The 22,229-nt window shown below is 68.4% G+C and carries 19 protein-coding genes; 3 read left to right on the top strand and 16 right to left on the bottom strand.

The window, feature by feature from the left end:
• Positions 1-86 precede the first annotated feature (86 nt).
• The 12 genes from ilvC to ABIB15_RS10735 all read right to left on the bottom strand — a co-directional run bounded on the left by ilvC (position 87) and on the right by ABIB15_RS10735 (position 13,808).
• Entirely contained in the window at positions 87-1,112 is a 1,026-nt protein-coding gene (gene ilvC / locus ABIB15_RS10790; RefSeq protein WP_354478160.1) for a ketol-acid reductoisomerase, read from the bottom strand.
• Between the two features lie 30 nt (positions 1,113-1,142).
• Positions 1,143-1,649 carry an acetolactate synthase small subunit gene (ilvN, locus tag ABIB15_RS10785; RefSeq protein ID WP_354478157.1) on the bottom strand — a complete coding sequence of 169 codons (507 nt, stop codon included), beginning with the start codon at positions 1,647-1,649 and terminating at the stop codon, positions 1,143-1,145.
• Between the two features lie 4 nt (positions 1,650-1,653).
• Complete coding sequence (locus tag ABIB15_RS10780) at positions 1,654-3,468, bottom strand: acetolactate synthase large subunit (RefSeq protein ID WP_354478155.1); 1,815 nt, start codon at positions 3,466-3,468, stop codon at positions 1,654-1,656.
• Between the two features lie 62 nt (positions 3,469-3,530).
• Entirely contained in the window at positions 3,531-5,240 is a 1,710-nt protein-coding gene (ilvD, locus tag ABIB15_RS10775) for a dihydroxy-acid dehydratase (RefSeq protein WP_354478152.1), read from the bottom strand.
• Between the two features lie 34 nt (positions 5,241-5,274).
• On the bottom strand, positions 5,275-5,661 hold the full coding sequence (gene mnhG, locus ABIB15_RS10770; RefSeq protein ID WP_354478149.1) for a monovalent cation/H(+) antiporter subunit G: 387 nt from the start codon (positions 5,659-5,661) through the stop codon (positions 5,275-5,277).
• Entirely contained in the window at positions 5,658-5,948 is a 291-nt protein-coding gene (locus ABIB15_RS10765; RefSeq protein WP_354478147.1) for an MrpF/PhaF family protein, read from the bottom strand. Before ABIB15_RS10765 ends, mnhG begins: the two co-directional genes overlap by 4 nt.
• Positions 5,945-6,508, bottom strand: coding sequence for a Na+/H+ antiporter subunit E (locus ABIB15_RS10760; RefSeq protein WP_354478144.1), 564 nt, complete (start codon positions 6,506-6,508; stop codon positions 5,945-5,947). Before ABIB15_RS10760 ends, ABIB15_RS10765 begins: the two co-directional genes overlap by 4 nt.
• Positions 6,501-8,063, bottom strand: a complete 1,563-nt coding sequence (locus ABIB15_RS10755) for a Na+/H+ antiporter subunit D (protein ID WP_354478142.1) — start codon at positions 8,061-8,063, stop codon at positions 6,501-6,503. Before ABIB15_RS10755 ends, ABIB15_RS10760 begins: the two co-directional genes overlap by 8 nt.
• Positions 8,060-8,494: a Na(+)/H(+) antiporter subunit C gene (locus tag ABIB15_RS10750; RefSeq protein WP_502908948.1), complete on the bottom strand. Its 435-nt coding sequence runs from the start codon at positions 8,492-8,494 to the stop codon at positions 8,060-8,062. Before ABIB15_RS10750 ends, ABIB15_RS10755 begins: the two co-directional genes overlap by 4 nt.
• Positions 8,491-11,394 carry a Na+/H+ antiporter subunit A gene (locus ABIB15_RS10745; protein ID WP_354478140.1) on the bottom strand — a complete coding sequence of 968 codons (2,904 nt, stop codon included), beginning with the start codon at positions 11,392-11,394 and terminating at the stop codon, positions 8,491-8,493. The genes ABIB15_RS10750 and ABIB15_RS10745 overlap by 4 nt, the downstream gene beginning before the upstream one ends.
• A gap of 102 nt (positions 11,395-11,496) precedes the next feature.
• On the bottom strand, positions 11,497-12,312 hold the full coding sequence (otsB, locus tag ABIB15_RS10740) for a trehalose-phosphatase (RefSeq protein WP_354478137.1): 816 nt from the start codon (positions 12,310-12,312) through the stop codon (positions 11,497-11,499).
• A gap of 11 nt (positions 12,313-12,323) precedes the next feature.
• On the bottom strand, positions 12,324-13,808 hold the full coding sequence (locus tag ABIB15_RS10735; protein ID WP_354478135.1) for an alpha,alpha-trehalose-phosphate synthase (UDP-forming): 1,485 nt from the start codon (positions 13,806-13,808) through the stop codon (positions 12,324-12,326).
• A gap of 138 nt (positions 13,809-13,946) precedes the next feature.
• Between ABIB15_RS10735 and ABIB15_RS10730 the strand changes: the two genes are divergently transcribed.
• On the top strand, positions 13,947-14,741 hold the full coding sequence (locus ABIB15_RS10730) for a sugar phosphate isomerase/epimerase family protein (RefSeq protein WP_354478132.1): 795 nt from the start codon (positions 13,947-13,949) through the stop codon (positions 14,739-14,741).
• A gap of 151 nt (positions 14,742-14,892) precedes the next feature.
• Here ABIB15_RS10730 and ABIB15_RS10725 read toward each other — a convergent pair whose 3' ends face one another.
• The 3 genes from ABIB15_RS10725 to ABIB15_RS10715 are packed head-to-tail and all read right to left on the bottom strand — an operon-like array spanning position 14,893 to position 20,271.
• On the bottom strand, positions 14,893-16,746 hold the full coding sequence (locus tag ABIB15_RS10725; protein ID WP_354478129.1) for a YhgE/Pip family protein: 1,854 nt from the start codon (positions 16,744-16,746) through the stop codon (positions 14,893-14,895).
• Positions 16,743-19,688: an MMPL family transporter gene (locus tag ABIB15_RS10720; protein WP_354478126.1), complete on the bottom strand. Its 2,946-nt coding sequence runs from the start codon at positions 19,686-19,688 to the stop codon at positions 16,743-16,745. The genes ABIB15_RS10725 and ABIB15_RS10720 overlap by 4 nt, the downstream gene beginning before the upstream one ends.
• Positions 19,689-19,707: 19 nt before the next feature.
• Positions 19,708-20,271, bottom strand: coding sequence for a TetR/AcrR family transcriptional regulator (locus ABIB15_RS10715; RefSeq protein WP_354478123.1), 564 nt, complete (start codon positions 20,269-20,271; stop codon positions 19,708-19,710).
• A gap of 113 nt (positions 20,272-20,384) precedes the next feature.
• On the opposite strand from ABIB15_RS10715, the gene ABIB15_RS10710 reads away from it, so the two are divergent.
• Positions 20,385-20,561, top strand: coding sequence for a hypothetical protein (locus ABIB15_RS10710; RefSeq protein ID WP_354478120.1), 177 nt, complete (start codon positions 20,385-20,387; stop codon positions 20,559-20,561).
• 17 nt (positions 20,562-20,578) lie between these two features.
• Here ABIB15_RS10710 and ABIB15_RS10705 read toward each other — a convergent pair whose 3' ends face one another.
• The gene (locus ABIB15_RS10705) at positions 20,579-21,205 is read right to left on the bottom strand and encodes a hypothetical protein (RefSeq protein ID WP_354478117.1); all 627 of its coding nucleotides are present in this window, start codon (positions 21,203-21,205) and stop codon (positions 20,579-20,581) included.
• A 173-nt stretch (positions 21,206-21,378) separates the two neighbouring features.
• Between ABIB15_RS10705 and ABIB15_RS10700 the strand changes: the two genes are divergently transcribed.
• Positions 21,379-22,227, top strand: a complete 849-nt coding sequence (locus ABIB15_RS10700) for a hypothetical protein (RefSeq protein WP_354478114.1) — start codon at positions 21,379-21,381, stop codon at positions 22,225-22,227.
• Positions 22,228-22,229: the final 2 nt, after the last annotated feature.

The raw sequence follows: 22,229 nt of genomic DNA, 5'->3' as shown, positions 1-22,229 counted from the left end.
CCGACGACGGCGATGCGGCGCGGACGGGGAACGCGAAAAGGGGCGCGGCATGTGCCGCACCCCTTCCGCAATTGCGTTCCTCGTCCTTAGCGGGCGGCGGAGCCGTCGGTGTAGTCGGCGTCGGCCTGCTTCCACGCGAACAGGGCGCGCAGCTTCTGGCCGGTCGCCTCGATGGGGTGCGCGGCACCCTTCTCGCGCAGCTCGAGGAACTCGGGTCCGCCGGCGTCCTGGTCCTTGATGAAGCGCTCAGCGAAGGCCCCCGACTGGATGTCCGCGAGAACGGCCTTCATGTTCTCCTTGACGCTCGGGTCGATGACTCGCGGGCCGGAGACGTAGTCGCCGTACTCGGCGGTGTCCGAGACGCTCCAGCGCTGTTTGGCGATGCCGCCCTCCCACATGAGGTCGACGATGAGCTTGAGCTCGTGCAGAACCTCGAAGTAGGCGATCTCGGGCTGGTAGCCGGCCTCGATGAGGGTCTCGAAGCCGTACTGCACGAGCTGCGAGGTGCCGCCGCAGAGTACGGCCTGCTCACCAAAAAGGTCGGTCTCGGTCTCTTCGGTGAAGGTGGTCTTGATTCCGCCGGCACGAAGTCCGCCGATCGCCTTCGAGTACGACCAGGCGAGGTCCCAGGCACTGCCGGAGGCATCCTGCTCGACGGCGACAATGACGGGAACGCCACGGCCGGCCTCGTACTCGCGGCGCACTGTGTGACCCGGGCCCTTGGGGGCGACGAGCAGCACGTCGACGCCCGCGGGCGCCGTGATGTAGCCGTAGCGGATGTTGAAGCCGTGGCCGAAGACGAGGGCCTTGCCCTCGCCGAGGTTCGCGGCGATGTCGTCGGCGTAGAGGTGGCGCTGGTGCTGGTCGGGCGCGAGGATGACGATGACGTCGGCCCAGGCTGCGGCCTCGGCCGAGGGCAGCACCGTGAAGCCGGCCTCCTCCGCCTTGGCGATCGACTTCGAGCCCTCCTTGAGCCCCACGACGACGTCGACACCCGAGTCGCGAAGGTTCAGCGCGTGGGCGTGACCCTGCGAGCCGTAGCCGATGACGGCCACCTTCTTGCCCTGGATGATCGACAGGTCAGCGTCTTTGTCGTAAACGATCTCGGTCACTGGTGGTTCTCCTTTGGTGGTGGTGTTGAGTCAAGCCTTGTAGATGCGTTCGGTGATGCTTTTCGGCCCGCGCCCGATGGCGAGAAGGCCGGATTGCGCGATCTCCTTGATGCCATACGGTTCGAGCACGCGCAGCAGCGCCTGCACCTTGGGGGTGTCCCCCGTGACCTCGATGACGAGGGCATCCGTGGCCACATCGACGATCCGCGCCCGGAAAAGGGTGGCCGCCTCGAGGATCTGGCTGCGGGTGGAATTGTCGACGCGCACTTTGATGAGCATGTGCTCGCGTTCCACGGTCTGGGCCGGATCGAGCTCGACGATCTTGAGCACGTTGACAAGCTTGTTGAGCTGCTTCGTGACCTGCTCGAGCGGGAGGTCTTCGACGTCGACGACGACGGTGATGCGGGACAGCCCCGGGATCTCGCTCTTGCCGACGGCGAGGGACTCGATGTTGAAGCCGCGCCGCGCGAACAGGCCGGCGACGCGCGTGAGCAGGCCGGGCTTGTCCTCGACGAGCAGGGAGAGTACGTGGGTCATGGCTCTACTCCTCTTCCCACTCGGGAGCGTGTTCTCTGGCGTACTGCACCGACGAGTTGCCGACGCCCTGCGGCACCATCGGCCACACCATGGCGTCGCGGCTGACGATGAAGTCGATCACGACGGGTCGGTCGTTGGTCTCGTTCGCGAGCCGGATCGCGGCGTCCACGTCCTCCTTCTTCGTGACCCGGATGCCGAGGGCCCCGTACGCCTCGGCGAGCTTGACGAAGTCGGGGATCATCGCCGTGTCGTGGCCGGTGTTGAGGTCGGTGAACGAGTGCCGTCCGTCGTAGAACAGGGTCTGCCACTGGCGCACCATGCCGAGCGAGGAGTTATTGATGATCGCGACCTTGATCGGGATCTGGTTGATCGTGCAGGTCGCGAGCTCCTGGTTGGTCATCTGGAAGCATCCGTCGCCGTCGATAGCCCAGACGATGCGGTCGGGCTGGGCGACCTTGGCGCCCATTGCCGCCGGCACCCCGTAGCCCATCGTGCCGGCGCCTCCCGAGTTGAGCCACGCGTTCGGGCGCTCGTACTTGATGAACTGGGCGGCCCACATCTGGTGCTGGCCGACGCCCGAGGCGTAGACGCCCTCCGGTCCCGTGATGGCGCCGATCCGCTCGATGACGTACTGCGGTGAGAGCAGGCCGTCCTCAGGCTCGTCGTAGCCGAGCGGGTACTGCTCGCGCAGTTCGGTGAGGCGCTCCCACCACTGGGAGATGTCGGGGGCGTGCACCCGCGCGGCATCCTCGAAGGCGACGGTGAGGTCGGCGATCACGTCTTTGGCGTCACCGACGATCGGCACGTCGGCGACGCGGATCTTCGAGATCTCAGCGGGGTCGATGTCGACGTGTACGACCTTGGCGTGCGGGGCGAACTCGCTCGCCTTGCCGGTCACCCGGTCGTCGAACCGCGCGCCGAGCACGATCAGCAGGTCGGACTCCTGCAGCGACAGCACGGCGGGAACGGTGCCGTGCATGCCCGGCATGCCCAGGTGCTGGTCGTGGGAGTCGGGGAACGCCCCGCGGGCCATGAGCGTCGTGACGACGGGCGCCCCGGTCGTCTCGGCGAGGGCGAGGAGCTCCTCGGATGCGTTCGCGCGGATCACTCCGCCGCCCACGTAGAGCACGGGGCGCTTCGCCTCGACGAGAAGCTGGGCGGCGGCCTGAATCTGCTTGCCGTGCGCCTTCGTGACCGGGCGGTAGCCGGGCAGGTCGATCTTCGGCGGCCAGATGAACGGCGCGCTCGCCTGCTGGCAGTCCTTCGTCACGTCGACGAGGACGGGGCCCGGGCGGCCGGTTGTCGCGATGAGCACGGCGGCGGCGATCGTCGCCGGGATGTCCTCCGGCTTCGTGACGAGGAAGGAGTGCTTGGTGATCGGCATCGTGATACCCACGATGTCGACCTCCTGGAAGGCATCCGTCCCCATCGAGGTCGAGAAGACCTGGCCGGTGATCGCGAGCAGCGGCACGGAGTCCATGTGCGCGTCGGCGATCGCGGTGACGAGGTTCGTGGCTCCAGGGCCGGAGGTCGCGATCGCGACCCCGAGGCGTCCGCTCGACGACGCGTAGCCCTCAGCGGCGTGCCCGGCACCCTGTTCGTGCCGGACGAGGATGTGCCGGATGCCCTCCGACGACATGAGCTCGTCATAGAAGGGCATGATGGCGCCGCCGGGGAGCCCGAAGACGTCGGTGATGCCCAGCTTCTCAAGCGACTTGAGAATCGCACCGGAGCCGGTGAGGATGATCGGCCCCGGTGCCGTCGGGGTCGCCGGCCGCGCCGGGCGAGAGGCCGTCGCTGATGTCTGATCGGTGGACATGGTGGAAATCCTTTGTCACTCGTACGTCAAATGGTGAGGGGTGCCGAGCTGCCCGACGATTCTCAGCCGGTGACCGCGCCGACTGCAGCGGAGCGAACCAGGCGTGAGTACTTCGCGAGCACACCACGGGTGTAGCGGGGAGGAAGCGGAGCCCAACCGTTGCGGCGAGCTTCCAGCTCGGAGTCCTCGACCAGTACGTCGAGGGTGCGAGCTGCGATATCGACCCGTATCAGATCACCATCGCGCACGAAGGCAATCGGACCTGCGTCGACCGCTTCGGGAGCTATGTGGCCGATGCACAGGCCGGTTGTGCCCCCTGAGAATCGTCCGTCTGTCAAGAGTAATACATCTTTTCCGAGCCCGGCTCCCTTGATGGCGGCCGTGATGGCGAGCATCTCGCGCATGCCCGGCCCGCCCTTGGGCCCCTCGTACCGGATGACGACGACGTCGCCCTTGCCGATCCTGCCCTCGGTGAGTGCATCCATCGCTGCGCGCTCCCGCTCGAACACGCGGGCGGGACCCTCGAACACGTCGAGGTCGAAGCCGGCGGTCTTCACCACGGCGCCCTCCGGGGCGAGGCTTCCGTGCAGCACGCTCAGCCCGCCGGTGGCGTGGATGGGGTTGTCGAGGGTGCGCACCACCTCGCCGTCGAGCGGCGCCGGGTCGAGCTCGGCGAGGTTCTCGGCAAGGGTCTTGCCCGTCACGGTCAGGGCGTCACCGTGCAACAGCCCGGCGTCGAGCAGGGCGCGCATGACGACGGGCACTCCGCCGTGCCGGTCGACGTCGTTCATGACGTACTTGCCGAAGGGCTTGAGGTCGCCGAGGTGCGGCACTTTGTCGGCGATCCGGTTGAAGTCCGCCAGGGTCAGGTCGACTTCGGCCTCATTGGCGATCGCCAGCAGGTGCAGCACGGCGTTGGTCGATCCGCCGTAGACCATGACGACGGCGATGGCGTTCTCGAACGCCTTCTTGGTCATGATGTCGCGGGCAGTGATCCCCAGGCGGATGAGGTTGACAACGGCCTCGCCCGAGCGGTGCGCGTAGTAGTCGCGACGCCGGTCCGCGGCGGCGGGGCTCGCCGATCCCGGCAGGCTCATGCCGAGCGCCTCGGCGACGCTCGCCATCGTGTTGGCGGTATACATTCCGCCGCAGGCACCCTCGCCCGGGGCGAAGGCGCACTCGATGCGCTTGGCGTCCTCTTCGCTCATCCGGCCGGCCTTGACGGCGCCGACGGCCTCGAACGAGTCGATGATTGTGATGTCCTTCTCGGTGCCGTCGCTGAGCTTGACCCAGCCCGGCGCGATCGAGCCGGCGTAGAGGAACACCGAGGCGAGATCGAGTCGCGCGGCGGCCATGAGCATGCCCGGGAGCGACTTGTCGCAGCCGGCCAGCAGCACCGAGCCGTCGAGGCGCTCGGCCTGCATGACGACCTCGACCGAGTCGGCAATGACCTCACGGCTGACGAGCGAGAAGTGCATTCCCTCGTGGCCCATCGAGATGCCGTCCGAGACGGAGATGGTGCCGAACTGCAGCGGATATCCCCCGCCGCCGTGCACACCTTCCTTGGATGCCTGTGCGAGGCGGTCGAGCGAGAGGTTGCACGGTGTGATCTCGTTCCACGAGCTCGCGATGCCGATCTGGGGCTTGTCCCAGTCCGCGTCTCCCATTCCGACCGCGCGGAGCATCCCGCGGGAGGTGGTCGCCTCGATGCCGTCGGTGACGACGCGGGATCGGGGCTTCATGTCGGGCTGGGTGCTGGCGCTGTCTGGCATGGTACGAGTGTAGAACTCCTTCGGCCCCGCAAACTTACGATCGCTGGTGCCTCGACGAGCGTTCGGCTTCCCGCGTGGCGAGGTCGATGTCGTCGGCGAGGTCGTCGACAAGTGAGAGCTCGGGCCGGAAGTCGCCGGTGCGGTAGCCGGCCCGCCCGATCATGTGCGCAGCGACCGGGGCCACGAGCATCTGGAACAGCACGACGGGCACGAGGGCGAGGAGCGTGGTCCAGCTTCGGGCCTCGATCGCGATGGCGAGCACCACGAGGATGAGCCCGAGGATCTGCGGCTTGGTTGCCGCATGCAGGCGGCTGAGCGCGTCGGGGAACCGGATCAGGCCGATGCCGGCGGCGAGTGTGAGGAAGGCGCCGCCGAGCACCAGCACGGCGGAGACGATGTCGAGGATGTCGTCGACGCTCACGGTTTCGCCTGTGCTGAATCCCTCGGCGAGACGTGGCGGGCCACGGCAATGCTGCCGAGCACCGCGGTCGCGGCGAGTGCCACCATCATCGGCACCGAGCGCGTGTGGTCGTTGTAGACCATTTCTGCGCCGGCCGCGAGGATGAGCGTCGTGAGGAGCACGTCCGAGGCGATGACTCGATCGATGAGAGAGGGGCCACGCACGACCCGGTAGACGCTGGCGAGGGCGCCGGCGGTGAACAGGGCCCCGATCGTGATGTAGAGCACGGAGATGACTACGGAGTTCACCCGCGAGTCCTTTCGATGTCGTCGAGGGAGCCGAAGGAGCGCACGAGCAGCCGCTCCAGTTGGAGCGCCTTCTTCCGCACGTCCTCGACGCCCTCCAGGTGTTCGGTGTCCAGCGCGTGGAGGTAGATGCGCGAACGCATCCGGTCCGACTCGATCACGTAGGAGCCGGGCATGAGCGACATTGTTATCGCCGTCACGGTCATGATGAGGTCGCTTCTGGTGCGGAGCTGCACCTCGACGATCGAGTTCTTGCTGATCCGTCGCGGGCGCAGGGCGAGGAACGCCACCTGAAATGAGGCCACGACGAGTTCGGCAAGAAACTGGCCGATGAACACCGCCATCCAGAACGGGTTGAACCGGCCCGACAGCTCAACCGGGGGCAGGTAGAACACGCGCGTGACGACGACGGCGAGGATGATGCCGGTGACCAGGTTGAGCCACGACACCGCCCCCCACAGAAGCATCCAGAGCACCACCAGCACGAACAGCAGCGGGAGCTGCTGCACAAAGCTCGCGCGCACCTCGCGGCGCATCTCGCGCTCGCTCGCCGGCTCAGTCATCGCCGCCTCCGGGGAAGACGATGTCGACGTAGAACGACGGTCCTTCGAGGTTCTCGCCGGCCCGGGTGCTGAGAGCGTACAGGGGCCCCGCAAAGACGGTGAGGGCGAGGCTCACCGCGACCATCGCCGCCGTCGCGGCGACCATGAGTCGCGGCGTCGTCCGCACGGTCTGCGTCGCGGTGTCCCCCGGGGCCTCCGAGACGTTCGCGACGAGGTCCGACTCGTATCCCTCGACGTCGCCGGCCGGGCGCCAGAAGACAAGGGTCCAGATGCGCACCAGAGTGTAGAGGGTCAGCAGCGACACGAGCGCGCCGGCGCCAATCAGCACATAGGTGAGCGTGGTGCCCTGCTCGGCGCTCGCCTGGAACAGCGCGAGCTTGCCGATGAAGCCGGAGAACGGAGGGATACCGCCGAGGTTGAGCGCGGGTACGAAGAAGAGCACCGCGATTAGCGGCGCGGTCTTGAGCATCCCTCCCAGTTTGTTGATCGAAGTGCTGCCGCCCTGCCGTTCGATCAGTCCCGCGGCGAGGAAGAGGGTCGACTGCACCACGATGTGGTGCACGATATAGAAGATCGCCGCCGAGGTGCCCTCGGCCGTGCCGAGCGCCACGCCGAGCACCATGTACCCGATGTGGCTGACGAGGGTGAACGAGAGCACCCGCTTGATGTCGGCCTGAGCGACGGCGCCGAGCACGCCGACGACCATGGTCAGCAACGCGACCACGAGCAGCGCCTGGTTGAGCTCGGCGCCAGGGAAGATCACCGTCTCCGCCCGGATGATCGCGTACACGCCCACCTTCGTCAGCAGGCCCGCGAACACCGCGGTGACCGGCGCGGGCGCGGTCGGGTAGGAGTCCGGCAGCCAGAACGAGAGGGGGAAGACGGCAGCCTTGATCCCGAACGCGACGAGAAGGCCCACGTGCAGGATGATTTGCACGTCCACGGGGATGTCGTTCATGCGCTGCGAGATCTGGGCGATGTTGACGGTTCCCACTGCGCCATAGATCATCGCGATCGAGGCGAGGAACAGCAGCGATGAGACGAGGCTCACGACGATGTAGGTCGTGCCGGCCCGGATGCGCTGCTCGGTGCCTCCGAGGGTGATGAGCACATAGCTCGCCACGAGGAGTATCTCGAACCCGACGTAGAGGTTGAACAGGTCGCCCGCGATGAACGCGTTGAAGACGCCGGTCGCGAGAATCAGGTAGGTGGGGTAGTAGATCGATACCGGAGTCTCCTGGTCGCCGTCGGCCAGGCCCTGGCCGACCGAGAAGACGAGCACGGCGAGCAGCACGGTCGCGGAGACCACGAGCATGAGGGCCGACAGCCGGTCGACGACGAGCACGATGCCGAAAGGCGCCTGCCAGCCGCCGAGCTCGACGACGAGGGGGCCTGCGGCATCCACCGCCACGAGCAGCACGATGCTCACCGCAAGCACCGCAGCGAGCACGATGACGGTCAGCGCGCGCTGCAGCCTCGGACGGCGGCCGGAGATGAGCGCCACCGCGGCCCCGAGCAGGGGCAGGAGTACGACGAGGGGTACCAGGGCGGTCATCGAGAGGCCCCCGGTCCGGTGTCGAACTCGGTGTCGGACGGCTCCGGATCCGGCCCGCCCTCGTTCATGGTGGACAATTCAGAGCGCATGGCCACGTCCGCGGCGTCGTCCACCAGGCTGTCTCCGGCCGACAGGCGCCACGAGCGGTACAGCAGGCCGAGCAGGAAGGCTGAAACCCCGAAGGTGATGACGATCGCCGTGAGAATGAGTGCCTGCGGCAGCGGGTCACTCATCTCGTCGGCCGCGACCCCGCCGCCGACAATCGGCGCGACGCCCGCCTTGCCCGCAACAATCAGCAGCAGCAGGTTGGTGGCGTTCCCGACCAGCAGGAATCCGAGCAGCACGCGCGTGAGGCTTCTCTCGAGCATCAGGTAGATGCCGCTCGAATAGAGCACGACCATGATGAGCACGAGCGCGAGCGAGACGGTCACGATGCCACCTCCTGTTTCGGGGCGGCGTTCGCCTGGCCGGCGTCGGCCTCCTGCTGCCGGTCCACCTCGGCGCCGAGGCTGCGGAGCACGTCGAGCACCAGGCCGATGACCACGAGGTACACGCCGATGTCGAAGATCGTCGAGGTGACGAACTCGACATCGCCGAACGGCCACACCATTCCTTCGATGTAACCGGAGGTGAGGGCGTCGGCACCGAAGAGAATCGGCACGACGGCGGCGCCTGCGGCGAGCACCAGCCCGGAGCCGAGCATCTTTCCCGCGTTGATCGGCGCCGCGGCACCGAGCTCCTGGCCTCCGCCCGCGAGGTAGCGGGCGACGAGGGCGAGGCCCGCGACGGTGCCGCCCGCGAATCCGCCGCCGGGCGCGTTGTGTCCGGAGAACAACAGGTAGACCGAGACGACGATGATGGCGTGGAAGGTGAGGCGCACGACGACCTCGAGCAGGATCGACCGGTTCTCCGGGGCGATGTCCCGCCCGGCGAGGAGCCACGGGGTGCGGGCCGAAGCGGTGCCCGCCCGCTCGATCGCCCTCTGCCGACTGGCCCTGAACGTGGCTTTGGCCTGGCTGCGACGCACTCTGGGCAAGTCGTCGGCACGCCCGCTGATGAAGATGAGGCTCGCGACGCCCGTGGCGGCGGCGATGATGACCGACAGCTCGCCCATTGTGTCCCACCCGCGGATGTCGACAAGGGCGACGTTCACGACATTGCGACCGTGGGCATCGTCGAAGGCGAGCGCCGGCCAGGCGAGCGAGATCGGCAATTCGGTCCGGGCGCCGAGCGCGACGATGACCACGAGGCCCATGATGATGCCGACGGCGATCGCGATGAACGCGCGGATGCCGCGGTGCACGGTTCCGTGCTGGTGCCCGAGCCTCGCGGGGAGCCGCCGCAGCACGAGCACGAAGGCGACGAGTGTGACGACCTCGACGAGGGCCTGGGTGAGGGCGAGGTCCGGGGCGCCCTGCAGGGCGAACAGGGCGGACATTCCGAACCCGGTGACGCCGACGAGCAGCACCGCCTGGAACCTCTTGCCCGCACGCGTCGCCGCGACGGCCGCGATGACCATGACAAGTCCGATTCCGAGCTGCGCCGCCGAGTCCCAGAGTCGGATGCCGTCGGGCCAGGTTCGGTTGCCGATGAGCGCTGCCCCCATCGCGGCGACGAAGACGAGCAGGATGACGCCGAGGTAGAACGGCAGCGAGCCGCGCTGGGTGAGGCTCGTCGTGCGGGCTGCCGTCCGATCGACGAACCGCACCGCCGCGAGGTAGCCGTCACCGGCCGAGATTCCGGTCCGCACCCTCCCCTGCGCGCCGAAGACGGCATCGCGCTTCCAGAACATCCAGAGGCCGACGGCGAGGGTGACTGCGGAGATGCCCAGTGCAGGCTCGAGGCCGTGCCAGAGGGCCAGGTAGTAGGGGTCTGCGGCATCCGGCTCGAACGCGGAGGAGTAGCCCGACAGCCAGTCGTCCACAAGGGGCGCGAGCCCGCCGAGCGCGAGGCCGGTGCCAGCCAGGATCGCGGGCGGGGTCAGGAACCAGGCATTGCGGGCCACCGGACCCACCTGCTCGACGCCCGGCTTGCTGGCGAACGCTCCCCAGAAGAACCTGGCGGAGTAGGCGACCGTCAGCACGGAACCGAGAGCGACGCCCACGAGAGCGAGCCAGGCGAGCGGTGCACCGGCGAGCCCCTCCTCGAGAAGGGACGTGAATATCGCCTCCTTGGCGACGAATCCGAGCGTTGGCGGCAGCCCGGCCATCGAGGCAAGAGCGACGAGCACGACGGCCGCGAGTGCCGGGGAGCGGCGGCCGAGCCCGGAGATCTTGCGCAGGTCCCGCGTGCCCGCGTCGTGGTCGACGATTCCGACGGACAGGAAGAGCGTCGACTTGAACAACGCGTGGGCGAGCAGCAGGGCGAGCCCGGCGAGCGCGGAATCGCGGGTTCCGTAGCCGACGACCACGGTGAGGAAGCCGAGCTGACTGACGGTTCCGTGGGCGAGCACGAGCTTGAGGTCGAATTGCCTGAGGGCGGTGAGCCCGCCGATAAGCATCGTCACGACGCCAAGCGTCACGAGGATCTCGCGCCAGCCGGGCATTTCCGCGAATCCGGGGGCCATCCTGGCGATCAGGTAGATGCCCGCCTTCACCATGGCGGCGGCGTGCAGGTACGCGCTCACCGGGGTGGGTGCAGCCATGGCCGCCGGAAGCCAGAAGTGGAACGGCACGATCGCGGACTTTGACAGTGCGCCGACGAGCACGAGCACGATCGCCGTCGTGACGAGCGCGCCATCCGGTTCCAGTGCGATGATCTCGGCAAGGCTCGATGTGCCGGTCTCGACCGCCAGGAGCACGAGTCCGACGAGCATCACGAGGCCGCCGAGGGTCGTCACGAGGAGAGCCTGGAGCGCGGCGGTGCGGCTCGTCTTCGACCCGGTGTAGTGGCCGATGAGCAGGTAGGAGAAGACGCTCGTCGCCTCCCAGAACGCGAAGAGCAGGAAGACGTCGTCCGCGATGACGAGCCCGTACATGGCACCGGCGAAGGCGAGGAGGATCGCCGCGAACCGGCCCAGACCGACCTCCTCGTCGCGGAAGTAGCTCGCGCAGTACACGAGCACGAGGGAGCCGACACCCGTGACGATCAGCACCATCACCCACGACAGCACGTCGAGCCTCACCGCGAGAGCGACCGAGAGCTCGGGAATCCACGAGTATCGCTCGACGACCAGGTCGCCGCCGACCACGACGGGTCCGAGCACGAGCGCGTGAACGAGCGCCGCGAAGGGCACAAGGGCCGCAACCAAGAAAACGCGCCGGCCGAGCTGGCGGGCGAGCGGGAGGATCAGCAGCGGGACGAGCCCGAACGCGGCGAGGAGCGCGATCACGGGGCCTCCCAGTGCGTCAGGGCGGCAAGTGAACGTCGCTGGGGAGCACCCGGGGAATCCCTACGAGAGCCGCAAATCCAGTCTATCCAGACGCGGCGCCGCTCACTGCTCGTGCACGTCTCCCTCGCGGAGGTCGGCCAGCAGCGCCAGGGCGCGCGCGACATCCTTCGGCCCCGGCACCCGGTAGTTCGCGAGCGTGGCACCCTCGCCGCTCTTGAGCCCGAGGTCGTCGGGTTCAAGAGCGGCGAATGCGTCCTCGTCGGTGACGTCGTCGCCGGCGAAGAACACGGCGGTCGCGCCGGTGTATTCGCGAAGGTGTTCGATCGCCTCGCCCTTCGTCGTTGAGCGCACCGAGAACTCGAGCACGTTCTTGCCCTCGCGCACGGTGAGGTCGTCGAACTCGGCGGATGTCTCGCGCCGGGCGACGAGGTGGGCAATGCGGCTGTCCTCCGCTGTGGCCAGGCGCGTGTGCAGCGCGAACCCGGCGGGCTTCGACTCGATCCACACCTCGTCGAGGTCCTCGACCACATCCTTGAGCACGCGGTTCAGCTCGCCGCGGCGCTCAAGTTCGTCGCTGCTGAGGTTGAGCCGCACGTCGGGGGTGTCGAGGCGGAGCTCGATCCCGTGCGACCCGATGAGGAGGGCCTGGTCGGGCAGGTCCGCGACCTGCTCGAGGCTGCCGATCGCGCGCCCGGACACGAGGGCGACCCTGGTGTTCGGCATCTCGAGCAGCCGCAGCACGGCCTCACGCGCCTCGGGGGTCGCCCGCGCCTGCTCCGGCTCGTCGACCTCGGGCGCGAGCGTGCCGTCGAAGTCGAGCGCGACCAGGAGGCGCTTGGTGCGGGCGATCTCGCGCATCGCCCCGATCAGCGGTTCGGGCAGTCGTGAGTAGGTGGGGGGAGAGTCGATATCGACCATGGGGTGGGGAATCAGTCTTTCCTGCCGCGCGCGCGGCTCGTGGTGAGAACGCGCAAGAACTCCGTCGACCACTTGTCGACGTCGTTCTCGAGCACGCGCTTGCGCAGTGCGCGCATGCGCGCCTGGCGGTCGCGCTTGGGCATCGCGATGGCCGCGAGGATTGTCTCCTTGAGCCCGTCGATGTCGTGCGGGTTGATGAGCAAGGCGCGCTTGAGCTCGTCGGCGGCACCGGCGAACTCGCTGAGGATGAGCACTCCGTCATCGTCGAAGCGGGTGGCGACGTACTCCTTGGCGACGAGGTTCATGCCGTCGCGGAGCGCGGTGACGAGCATGATGTCGGCGGCGAGGTAGAGCGCCACCATCTCCTCGCGCGGATAGCCGTGGTGGTGGTAGCTGATCGCGGTGTGGCTGATTGTGGCGAAGTCGCCGTTGATGCGCCCGACCGTCAGTTCGATCTCGTCCCGCAGCTGCATGTAGGTGCGAACCCGCTCGCGGCTCGGGCTGGCGATCTGCACGAGCGTCGCCTCTTCGATCGTGAGGCTTTCGTCGGAGAGGAGCTCGCCGAATGCCTTCAGACGGTGGCCGATTCCCTTGGTGTAGTCGAGCCGGTCGACGCCGAGCAGGATCGATCGGGGGTTTCCGAGGTCCTCGCGGATCTGCTTCGCCCGCGCCTGAACGGAGGGGCTGCGAGCGAGCTTCTCCCACACCGCGCTGTCGATCGAGATCGGGAAGTGGCGCGCGACGACGGTGCGGAACTCCTGCCCCTTCCGCACCGGTCCGTGCGCCCTGATCCCCTCGGACTCGTCGACGAGTGGCACCTCGATGATGGGGTTCTTCGTGACGAAGCCCTTGAGCCGGCGCACCGCCCGGGAGAAGTTGTTGGCATCGGCGAGACGCTGGAACCCGATGACATCCGCCCCCAGCAGGCCCTCGACGATCTGGGTACGCCACGGCAGCTGCGAGTAGATGCCGTACGGCGGGAACGGGATGTGGTTGAAGAACCCGATGGTGAGGTCGGGCCGGAGTGCGCGCAGCATCTTGGGGACGAGCTGGAGCTGGTAATCGTGCACCCAGACGGTGCCGCCGTGGTGGCTGCTGCCCGCCGCGGCCTCGGCGAACCTCTGGTTGACCTTGACGTAGGTCTCCCACCAATCCCGGTGGAAGATGGGGGGCGCGATGACATCGTGATACAGAGGCCAGACAGTGCCGTTCGAGAAGCCCTCGTAATAGTGCTCGACCTCACGGGCGCTCAGCCGCACCGGCACGACCCGGATGCCGTTGCTGTCGAACGGCTCGAAGTCGAGGTCGGGCTGGCCGGACCAGCCAATCCACGCGCCGCCCCTGCTGTGCATGACCGGTTCGAGGGCGGTCACCAGCCCTCCCGGTGACGGCCGCCAGTGCGCGGACCCGTCGGGCTTCACCACTCGGTCGACCGGCAGGCGGTTGGAGACGACGACAAAGTCGTACTGCTTGCGCTCGTCGCGGGTCTCGGTCATGCGTGCTCTCTCCTCAGCTAAGTGCCGCGTGTAGTCGCGAGATAAGCACATTCCACGCTATCAGCCTGCCCGGGCCGCTCTCCTCGCCGTCATCTCGCGGACACTTCGCGTTGGCTCGCGGTGCTTATGCTGATTTCGATGATCTCCGTCGGCATGAGCACCACCTGCGTCTACCCGCTCGACACCGAGCAGTCCTTCCGTCTCGCTAGCGACGCGGGCTTCGACGGCGTCGAGCTCATGGTCACGAGCGATCCGGCCACACGTTCAATCGACGCGATGCTCGCCTTGGCCGCGCGGTACGAGTTGCCGGTGCTGTCGGTGCACGCGCCAGTGCTGCTGATGTCGCAGCTGGCCTGGGGCCGCGACGCACGGGTCAAGCTCGAAAAGTCCGCTCAGCTCGCTCGGGCGCTGGGAGCGCCGACCGTCGTTGCGCATCCGCCCTTCCGCTGGCAACGGGGCTACGCGGCGGAGTTCGTCGCGATCGTCGGCGAGATCGCCGAGAGCACCGGCGTCCAGATCGCGGTCGAGAACATGTTCCCGTGGAGAATCGCCGGTCGGGGCCTGAACGTCTACGCTCCGAGCTGGGATCCGAGCCTCGACCCCTACGACGCGATGACCCTCGATTTTTCCCATGCGTCGCTGTCCGGCCGCGATTCGCTCGAACTCGCGCGGGCGATGGGGGACCGGCTTCGGCACGTGCACCTGTGCGACGGTTCGGGCCGGGCCGGCGGGTTCCTCGACGAGCACCTGATTCCCGGCCGCGGCACTGAACCGGTCGCCGAGGTACTCGCCCTCCTCGCCTCCACCGGGTTTCACGGCTCGCTGATCGCCGAGATCAATACCCGACGCTCCCCCAGCGAGGCCGACCGGCTCGCCCGGCTGCGGGAGACGGTGGCCTTCGCGCGCCGCCATCTGACTCCCATTGCCGGCTGACGTTCGCGATTCACTGCTGACGGCGTCGGTGGTGCGGGGGTGATCGCTGCCCTCCCCGAGGAGATTCGGTCAACACACCCTGTCTGGTGGCTCCCAGAGACGACGTGTCACCGAATCTCCTGCGTAAGACCGCGCCCGAACCCGGCGCGCCCTAGACGGGCACAGCAAGCAGCCCGAGGGACCGTGAGCGGCGGATGCTGCGCACGACGAGCACCGCGCCGAGAATGCTCAGCAGCCCGAATCCCACCAGCACGAGTGCCGCTGACACCACAGCACCGGCGCCTCCCCCGGCGATGATCGCCTGCATGCCCGAAACGCCATACGTCAGCGGCAGCAGCGGGCTGATGGCGCGGAACGGCTCGGCGATGAGCTGAACCGGGTACAGCCCGCCAGTCGCGGTCACCTGAACGGCGAGCACGAGAAGCGAGATCACGAGCCCTCCGCGGCCGAGCCCGACCGTCAGCAGGTAGTGGAACGCGGTGAACGCGAGCGCCATCAGAACCGAGAGGCCGAGGGTCGCTGGCAGAAGCGCCCAGTCGACGCCGAGCGCGGTGTGCAGTAACGCGACGAGCAGGAGGGCCTGGGCGATCGTGATCCCGAATGCCCGCAGCAGGGTCGCGCCGACGAGCCGGCCGGTGCCCGCGGTGGAGGCGAGGGCGACGCGCGAGACCGGGCGCAGCACGAGGAAGGCCGCGAGCGCCCCGATCCACAGGCCGAGGGGCACGAAGAACGTCGCGACGATTTGGCCGATGCTGGTCACCTCGTTGTCGCGGTCGACCGCGAGCGTGACGGGCTCGGCCACGACGGATGCTGCCTCGGTGCCGGCGTCGCCCTCCATCGGGGGCACGGCGTCGGCGCCCTGCCGGAGGCCCTCGGCCAGGTCCGCAGCTCCCGTGGCGAGCTCGGCGGCGCCGCCCGACGCATCAGCCACTCCCGTGCTGAGCGACCCGATCGCCCCTGCGATCGACCCCGCGCCAGTGGTGAGGTCGCCGCCTCCGGCGGCGAGAGTTGATGCGCCGTTCGCGCTGCTCGCGATCCCGCCCTGGATGCCCTGGATACCGCCTCGGGCGTTGGAGGCGAGGGTGCCGCCGCCCGCCGCGGTCTGGGACAGCTGCCCTGACAGTGCGGACAGGCTCGCCCGGGCGGCATCGTCATTGGTCTCGTCCGCGTCGTTCAGCTGGGCGTTCGCACCGGCAATTCCGGCGGCGAGCTGCGAGACTCCCCCGGTGAATGCGTCGACCCCGTCGCTGATGCCGGTGAGCCCACCGGCGGCGGCGCGCAGCTGGCTGAGACCGCCGCTGAGCGACGCGACCCCCGAGGTATAGCCGGCGACGCCGTCGGCCACCCCCACCGCCCCAGTCTGGGCGGTGGCCGCGCCGGTGGCGATCGAGTCGAGGCCGGAGCCGAGCGAGCGCGCACCGCTCGCGAGGTCGCTCGCACCGCTCGCGGCGGTTCCGAGCGACTCCCCGAACTCGCCGATGCTGGAGTAGATGCCCGCAATGTACTGGGAGGTGATTTCCCGTCCGAACGCCGACACCATGCTGTCTCCCACCGACTGGGCGACCGCGCCGGAGAGGTAGCTGTGGGCGTCGTCGGTGCGGATGGAGATCTCCGCCTGCCGCGGCGTGTCCGACTGCAGCGACAGGATCGATTCGGAGAAGTTGTCCGGCACCGTGAGCACCGCGTACACCTCGCCGGTCGCGAGGGCGTCCTCGGCGTCCTCCGCGTTGGTGATCACCCAGTCGAAGCCCGCACTGCCCGCCCCGGTGAGCTCGGTGACGAGCTGCCGTCCGGCGAAGATCGGGGTCTCGGTTCCGTCGGCTGCGGTCTGCATGATGAGTTCATCGGAGTTGACGACGGCGGCCGGAATGCGGTCGAGTGAGGAGTCCGCCTGCGAGAGCGAGCCGACGAAGAGGCCGGCGAAGGCCAGCGGGATGAGGGTGACGGCGATGACGGCGATCCTCGATCCCCATGCGGCGCGTCGGGAACTGACGGGCGTGCTCACAGCGCGCCTCCTCTGATGTCGATGGGGTGCGGGTGCGGATGCGGCTTCGCGGGCGACGAGAGGTCGACGTGCTGCATCGGGCGGGAGTGGGCGACGTGCCGGTCGGCGAGGTCACGGGCGACGGGCGACCCGACGACGATGGTCGTCGTGTCGGCGGCGAGCCGGGAGACCGTGTCGAGGAACACGCGTGCGTCGTCGTCCGAGGCGAGAGCCTCGAGCTGGTCGAGAATGATGACGGCTGTGCCTTCGGCGATCGCGGCCGCGGCGATTGCCACGGAGCGCTCGAGCGGCGGGAGTGTGTCGACAATCGAGTCGGGGCCGATGCGGATGCGGATGCCCGACCGCGCCCCGGCGTACGCCAGCGCCTGGTTGACCCGGTCGATCCAGCGGCGCGTCTGAGCGTCGATCGACCGCGCCCGGTACCAGGGCTGGGTGAGCCGGAGCCGCTCGGCGAGCAGACGGCCATAGCTCACGGTGCTCCCTGTGCGGCTGCCGGTGTCGGCGATCGCGACGATACGGCTGACCCCGGCCATCTCGGATGGCAACGGGAGGCCGGCCACCTGCGCCCGCCCGCTGACGGGAGAAACGCGGCCAGCGATGGTCGCGGCGACGACGCGGCGATCGGCCGGGTGCCCGCTTGCGAGAACGAGGGTGCCAGCCGGGATGCTGAGGCTGAGCGGGCTCACCCGGTGGTTGCCGGACCCGGCGACGAGCAGGTCGGTGCTGATCGCCGCGCCACCCTGGGTTGCCGTCCATTCGACGGCGTGGCGGTGCTCCCGCAGGCTCTCCCCCTCGATGTCCATGTTCGGCAGGGTGCGGCTGAGCCAGTTCGGCAACCACCACGCCGACCGGCCGAGGAGGGTCATGACCGCGGGCACGAGGGTCATGCGCACGAGGAAGGCGTCGAAGGCGATGCCGACGGCGAGTCCCAGGGCGATCGGCTGGATCGTTCCCGTTCCCTCGGGCACGAACGCGAAGAATACGAAGAACATGATGAGGGCGGCGGCCGTGACCACTCTCGCCCCGTTGCCGAAGCCCCGCGCGACCGCGAACCTCGCATCTCCGGTCTTGACGTACTCCTCGCGCATGCCCGAGACCAGGAACACCTCGTAGTCCATCGCGAGGCCGAAGAGCACGGCCATGAGCAGGATCGGCAGGAAGCTGATGATCGGCCCGGGGTTCTCGACCCCGATGAGCTCGCTGAGCCAGCCCCACTGGAAGATCGCGACGACCACGCCGAACGACGCGATGACCGACAGCAGGAACCCGAGGGCCGCCTTGATCGGCACCAGCACGGAGCGGAAGACCATCATCAGCAGCACGATCGAGAGCCCGACGACGATAAGCCCAAACGGCACGAGGGCATTGGTGAGCCGGTTCGAGATGTCGATCCCGACCGCGGTCGCGCCGGTCACGGCGATCGTCGTGCCGAACTCCTTTTCGATCTCGGGGGCGAGGTCGCGGATCGACTGCACGAGCGCCTTCGTCTCCGCGGCGTCCGGGGCGCTCTCCGGGGTGACCTGGATGATGGCCGTGACCAGCCCGGCATCCGGGATCCCCTGGCTCACGTTCGCCACGTCGTCGAGCCTGCGGAGTTCGTCGCCGATTCCGTCGAGGTCCTCGAGGATGTCCGTCGTCTGGGTGATGTCGACCGCGATGACGAGCGGGCCGTTGAAGCCGGGGCCGAAGCCGTCGCTCACGAGCTCGTAGGCCTCCCGCTGGGTGCTGCCGGCTGGCTCGGAGCCGCCGTCGGGCAGGTTCAGGTCGAGGCTCAGCGCGGGGACCGCGAGGGTGCCGAGGATCGCGACGACGCCGAGCGTGGCGAGGATGGGGGCCTTCATCACGAGCCGGACCCAGCGCAGGCCCATGGCGGGCTTCGCGTTCGGGTCGTTATGGGCGAGCGCCCGCAGGTGGGCGCGCGAGCCGGGTTTCGGGGCGAGGCGCCCCTTCGCGAGCCCGAGGATGGCGGGCAGGAGGGTCGTGGCGACGGCGATGGCGACGAGCACGGCAAAGGCTGCCCCGATGCCCATCACGCTGAGGAAGGGGATGCCGACGACGAGCAGCCCGAGCAGGGCGATGATGACGGTGATGCCCGCGAACACGACGGCACTGCCGGCGGTGCCGACGGCGATCCCGGCTGACTCCTCAGGGTCCTCGCCCTCGGCGAGCTGGTTGCGGTGTCGCGACAGGATGAAGAGCGAGTAGTCGATGCCGACCGCGAGCCCGATCATGAGGGCGAGAAGCGGCGCGGTGCTCGAGACGGTCGCGAAGGCCGACACCGCGGTGATTCCTCCGATGACGATGCCGACCCCGATCAGGGCGCTGAGCAGCGGCATCCCCGCGGCGCGGAGCGACCCGAAGGTGATGAGCAGCACGAGGCCGGCGAAGATCACCCCGAATACCTCGGAGATCGTGATCCCGAAAGTGTTGTCCTGGAACACCTGGCCGCCGTACTCGACCCGGAGCCCCGCCTCCTCGCCGATGCCGGCGGTGCCGGTGAGGTCGTCGAGCATGGCCGGGGTGACCTCCTCCGACCTGCCCTCGAACTGCACCTGGATCCGGGCCATCTGCTCGTCGTCGGTCACCGCGACGCCCGCGTACTCGTCGAACGGCCCGATGGCCGAGTCGATTCCGTCGACGGTGGCGATGCCCGACACCAGCTCCGCGATCGGCTCCGCAAAGCGTTCGTCGGTAATCGAGGAGCCGTCCGGCGCCACGAGGATCGCCTGCGCACTCGCCCCGGCGACCTGGGGGAAGACCGCGTCGAGCCGGTCCAGCGCATCCTGTGATTCGGTGCCGGGGATCGCGAACGACTCCTGGGTCTGCCCACCGAGGGCGAACCCGCCGCCGAGGACGCCGACGAAGAGCACGAGCCAGACGCCGATGACGGGCCAGGCCCGCCGGTAGGAGAAGCGTCCGAGGCGGTAGAGGAGGGTGGCCATGTCTGTCCGGGTCCGTTTCTCAGTCGCCCTGGCGCACGCCGATAGGCGCCAACAGTTCGGTCAGAATGGTCATCAGCGCGGTCTTGGCCTCGCCGATCGGCGCGGCCTCCAGCCCGAGCGACTGCTCGGTGCAGAGCATGTAGGCCGCGCCGCCGAGCGAGATCGCGAAGCGCATCTCCTCCTCGACGGATGCCGTGGTCGAGGTGACGTGGGTCGCCAACCGCCGCACGAGGTCGTTGGCCCTGTCGATGACCGGAACATCGACGAGGGACGGACCCTGGTTGATGAACATGTTCACCTCGAGTCGGTGAGCGAACAGGAAATCAACGAACCGGTCGAGGAACGCTCCCCGAAACTCGGTCGTGAACGGGGTCGACTCGAGCTCCGACAGGATCGACTCGAGCTCGTCGATCGCGGGCCGGATGGCGGCGTCGAGCAGGATCTCCTTAGACCCGAAATGGTAGAGGACGGCGGACTTCGACAGCCCCGCCGCATCCGCGATCTTGTGGATCGACGTGCCCGCGTAGCCGCTGCTCGAGAACTCGGTGAGGGCGATTTCTCGCAGGTCGTTGGCGCTGGACATCCCCCGAGATTAGCTGACCGATCGGTCAGGCACTGTCCGATCGGTCAGTTTCTCGGCTTTTTCGCAGGGATCGAACGGGGTAGCGTTGAATTCCCACGATCTCTGGAGGCGCCGTGCGCAAGTTCATTTTCAGCAGCAGCGTCATCAGCGCGCTGTTCAGCGGCTGGAGCACGCTGCAGATGACCCGTCAGGGACCGCGCGACTGGCGTGTGGCGCTCATGTGGGTCAGCTGGGCGCTGTCGCTCGCGATCGCGATCGGCACCGTGCTCGACGAGGCGCACGAGGACTGACCCTCACGAGATCTCCCTCACGCGACCGCGGCCATGATGCCGGCGTACGAGGGAACAGCGATCGCGAGGAACCCGAGCACGAGAAGCGCGCGGGCCAGCAGCGCGTGACGCTCGAACCAGGACAGCTTGCTGCCGTGGTCACGTCGCAGTTCGCGCCAGGTCAACACCTCCTCCGGTGCGTGGACGGGAACCGGGTAAAAGCTCGTGATGCGCGTCAGGTCGGCCGGGTGCCAGAGCTTGCCGCGGAGCCGAAGGACCACGCGCCCGTCGGCGTCAATCATGAACAGCTGGTGCGAGATGTCGTTGCTCAGTGAATCGAACACCTTGATCAGGATCACCGATTCGACCAGATCGACCGGAGTGAACACGGCCCGGCCGAAGTAGGCGCGCTCGCGGATGCCGTCGGGGGCGAGGGCGACCCCGGCCCCCTTGAGCCGCTGAATCGCCAGGGCGAAGAGCAGCAGAAGCACGATGTGGGCGGCGAGGAACGGCACCCAGCGCCCGCCCTGCACGGTGAGCGCGTAGAGAGCCAGGAACAGCGGGGTCGTGATGGCGACCCAGATGACCCAGGCGCTCGACCAGAGGTCGTGCCTAGGCCGGAAGACGTGGGACCCCTCGCCGTGGTGCAGTGCCCGCGAGCCCATGCGCCCCCCTCTCCATCGCATCCTATTGGGCGGAGCACGTTGCGGGGCCGCTCGGGCCTGCTGACGTGGCGCCCGCTCGGGGACTCACCGCCGCCCAACATGCGGAGGTAGGCTCACCCCACCCGAACGGGTCGACCGAACGGCCTGCTCACTTAACGAACCTAGGCAGTTCCATGGGTACCACCCGACCCCGGAACGCTCGCGACTCCAGGCAGCTCTGGCCGCGAACCAGTTCGGCGCGCCTCACGGCCGCCGCGTGGATCGCCGGGATCACGGTCACCGCGCTCATCATCTGGAGCCCGTACCTGGTCTTCGGCTACCGCAACCCGTCGCTGCACCTCGTTCTCGACTCGGTCGACGCCTGCGTCGCCCTGCTCGTCGCCTACCTGGTCTACGGCCGCTACCAGCGCAGCGGCACCTGGCAGGACCTCCTCCTGTTCAACGGACTCATGCTGCTCGCTGCCGCCGGCCTCGGGTTGTCCTGGGTTACCTCGCCCGTCGGCGGGCTGGATGCCGGCACCCTCGACATCTGGCTCCCGTTGGCGATCCGGCTCGCCGGCGCGCTCCTGATCGTCGCCGCGGCCCTCTCCGACCCGCGCCTGACGAGAAGGCTCACCCCTCGCAGGCTCCACGCGCTCGCTCCCGTCGCCCTCATCGCGGTCGTGTCGCTCGCGCTCTGGGCAGTCGGGGACGTGCTCCCCGTCGCATTCGACCAGAGCTTCGTTCCGGCGTCGGCGCAGAAGGCGATCCTGACGGGCCACCCCGTGCTGCTCGTCGCGCAGGGCCTAGCCGCTCTGAGCTTCCTCGTCGCCTCGATCGCGTTCGCGACGCAGCCGGCCCGGCGCGGCGACGAACTGGTCCGCTGGCTCGGGCCCGCGTGTGCGCTCGGTGGGTTCGCCCGCATCAACTATGTTCTGTTCCCCTCGCTCTATACCGATTGGCTCTACACCGGCGACATCCTGCGCACCGGGTGCTACCTCCTGCTGCTCGTCGGGGCGACGAGGGAGATCCGCCAGTACTGAAA

Origin of the sequence: Marisediminicola sp. UYEF4, assembly GCF_040546025.1 — a bacterium.
GTDB lineage: Bacteria > Actinomycetota > Actinomycetes > Actinomycetales > Microbacteriaceae > Marisediminicola.
This window is presented reverse-complemented; position numbering and strand designations above follow the sequence as displayed.

Coding starts and splice junctions, on each gene's coding strand:
- otsB (WP_354478137.1), bottom strand. CDS start 12,312: ATGGTCGATATCGACTCTCCCCCCACCTACTCACGACTGCCCGAACCG.
- ABIB15_RS10730 (WP_354478132.1), top strand. CDS start 13,947: ATGATCTCCGTCGGCATGAGCACCACCTGCGTCTACCCGCTCGACACC.
- ilvD (WP_354478152.1), bottom strand. CDS start 5,240: ATGCCAGACAGCGCCAGCACCCAGCCCGACATGAAGCCCCGATCCCGC.
- ABIB15_RS10720 (WP_354478126.1), bottom strand. CDS start 19,688: ATGGCCACCCTCCTCTACCGCCTCGGACGCTTCTCCTACCGGCGGGCC.
- ABIB15_RS10700 (WP_354478114.1), top strand. CDS start 21,379: ATGGGTACCACCCGACCCCGGAACGCTCGCGACTCCAGGCAGCTCTGG.
- ABIB15_RS10735 (WP_354478135.1), bottom strand. CDS start 13,808: ATGACCGAGACCCGCGACGAGCGCAAGCAGTACGACTTTGTCGTCGTC.
- ABIB15_RS10705 (WP_354478117.1), bottom strand. CDS start 21,205: ATGGGCTCGCGGGCACTGCACCACGGCGAGGGGTCCCACGTCTTCCGG.
- ABIB15_RS10780 (WP_354478155.1), bottom strand. CDS start 3,468: ATGTCCACCGATCAGACATCAGCGACGGCCTCTCGCCCGGCGCGGCCG.
- ABIB15_RS10755 (WP_354478142.1), bottom strand. CDS start 8,063: ATGACCGCCCTGGTACCCCTCGTCGTACTCCTGCCCCTGCTCGGGGCC.
- ilvN (WP_354478157.1), bottom strand. CDS start 1,649: ATGACCCACGTACTCTCCCTGCTCGTCGAGGACAAGCCCGGCCTGCTC.
- ABIB15_RS10715 (WP_354478123.1), bottom strand. CDS start 20,271: ATGTCCAGCGCCAACGACCTGCGAGAAATCGCCCTCACCGAGTTCTCG.
- ABIB15_RS10760 (WP_354478144.1), bottom strand. CDS start 6,508: ATGACTGAGCCGGCGAGCGAGCGCGAGATGCGCCGCGAGGTGCGCGCG.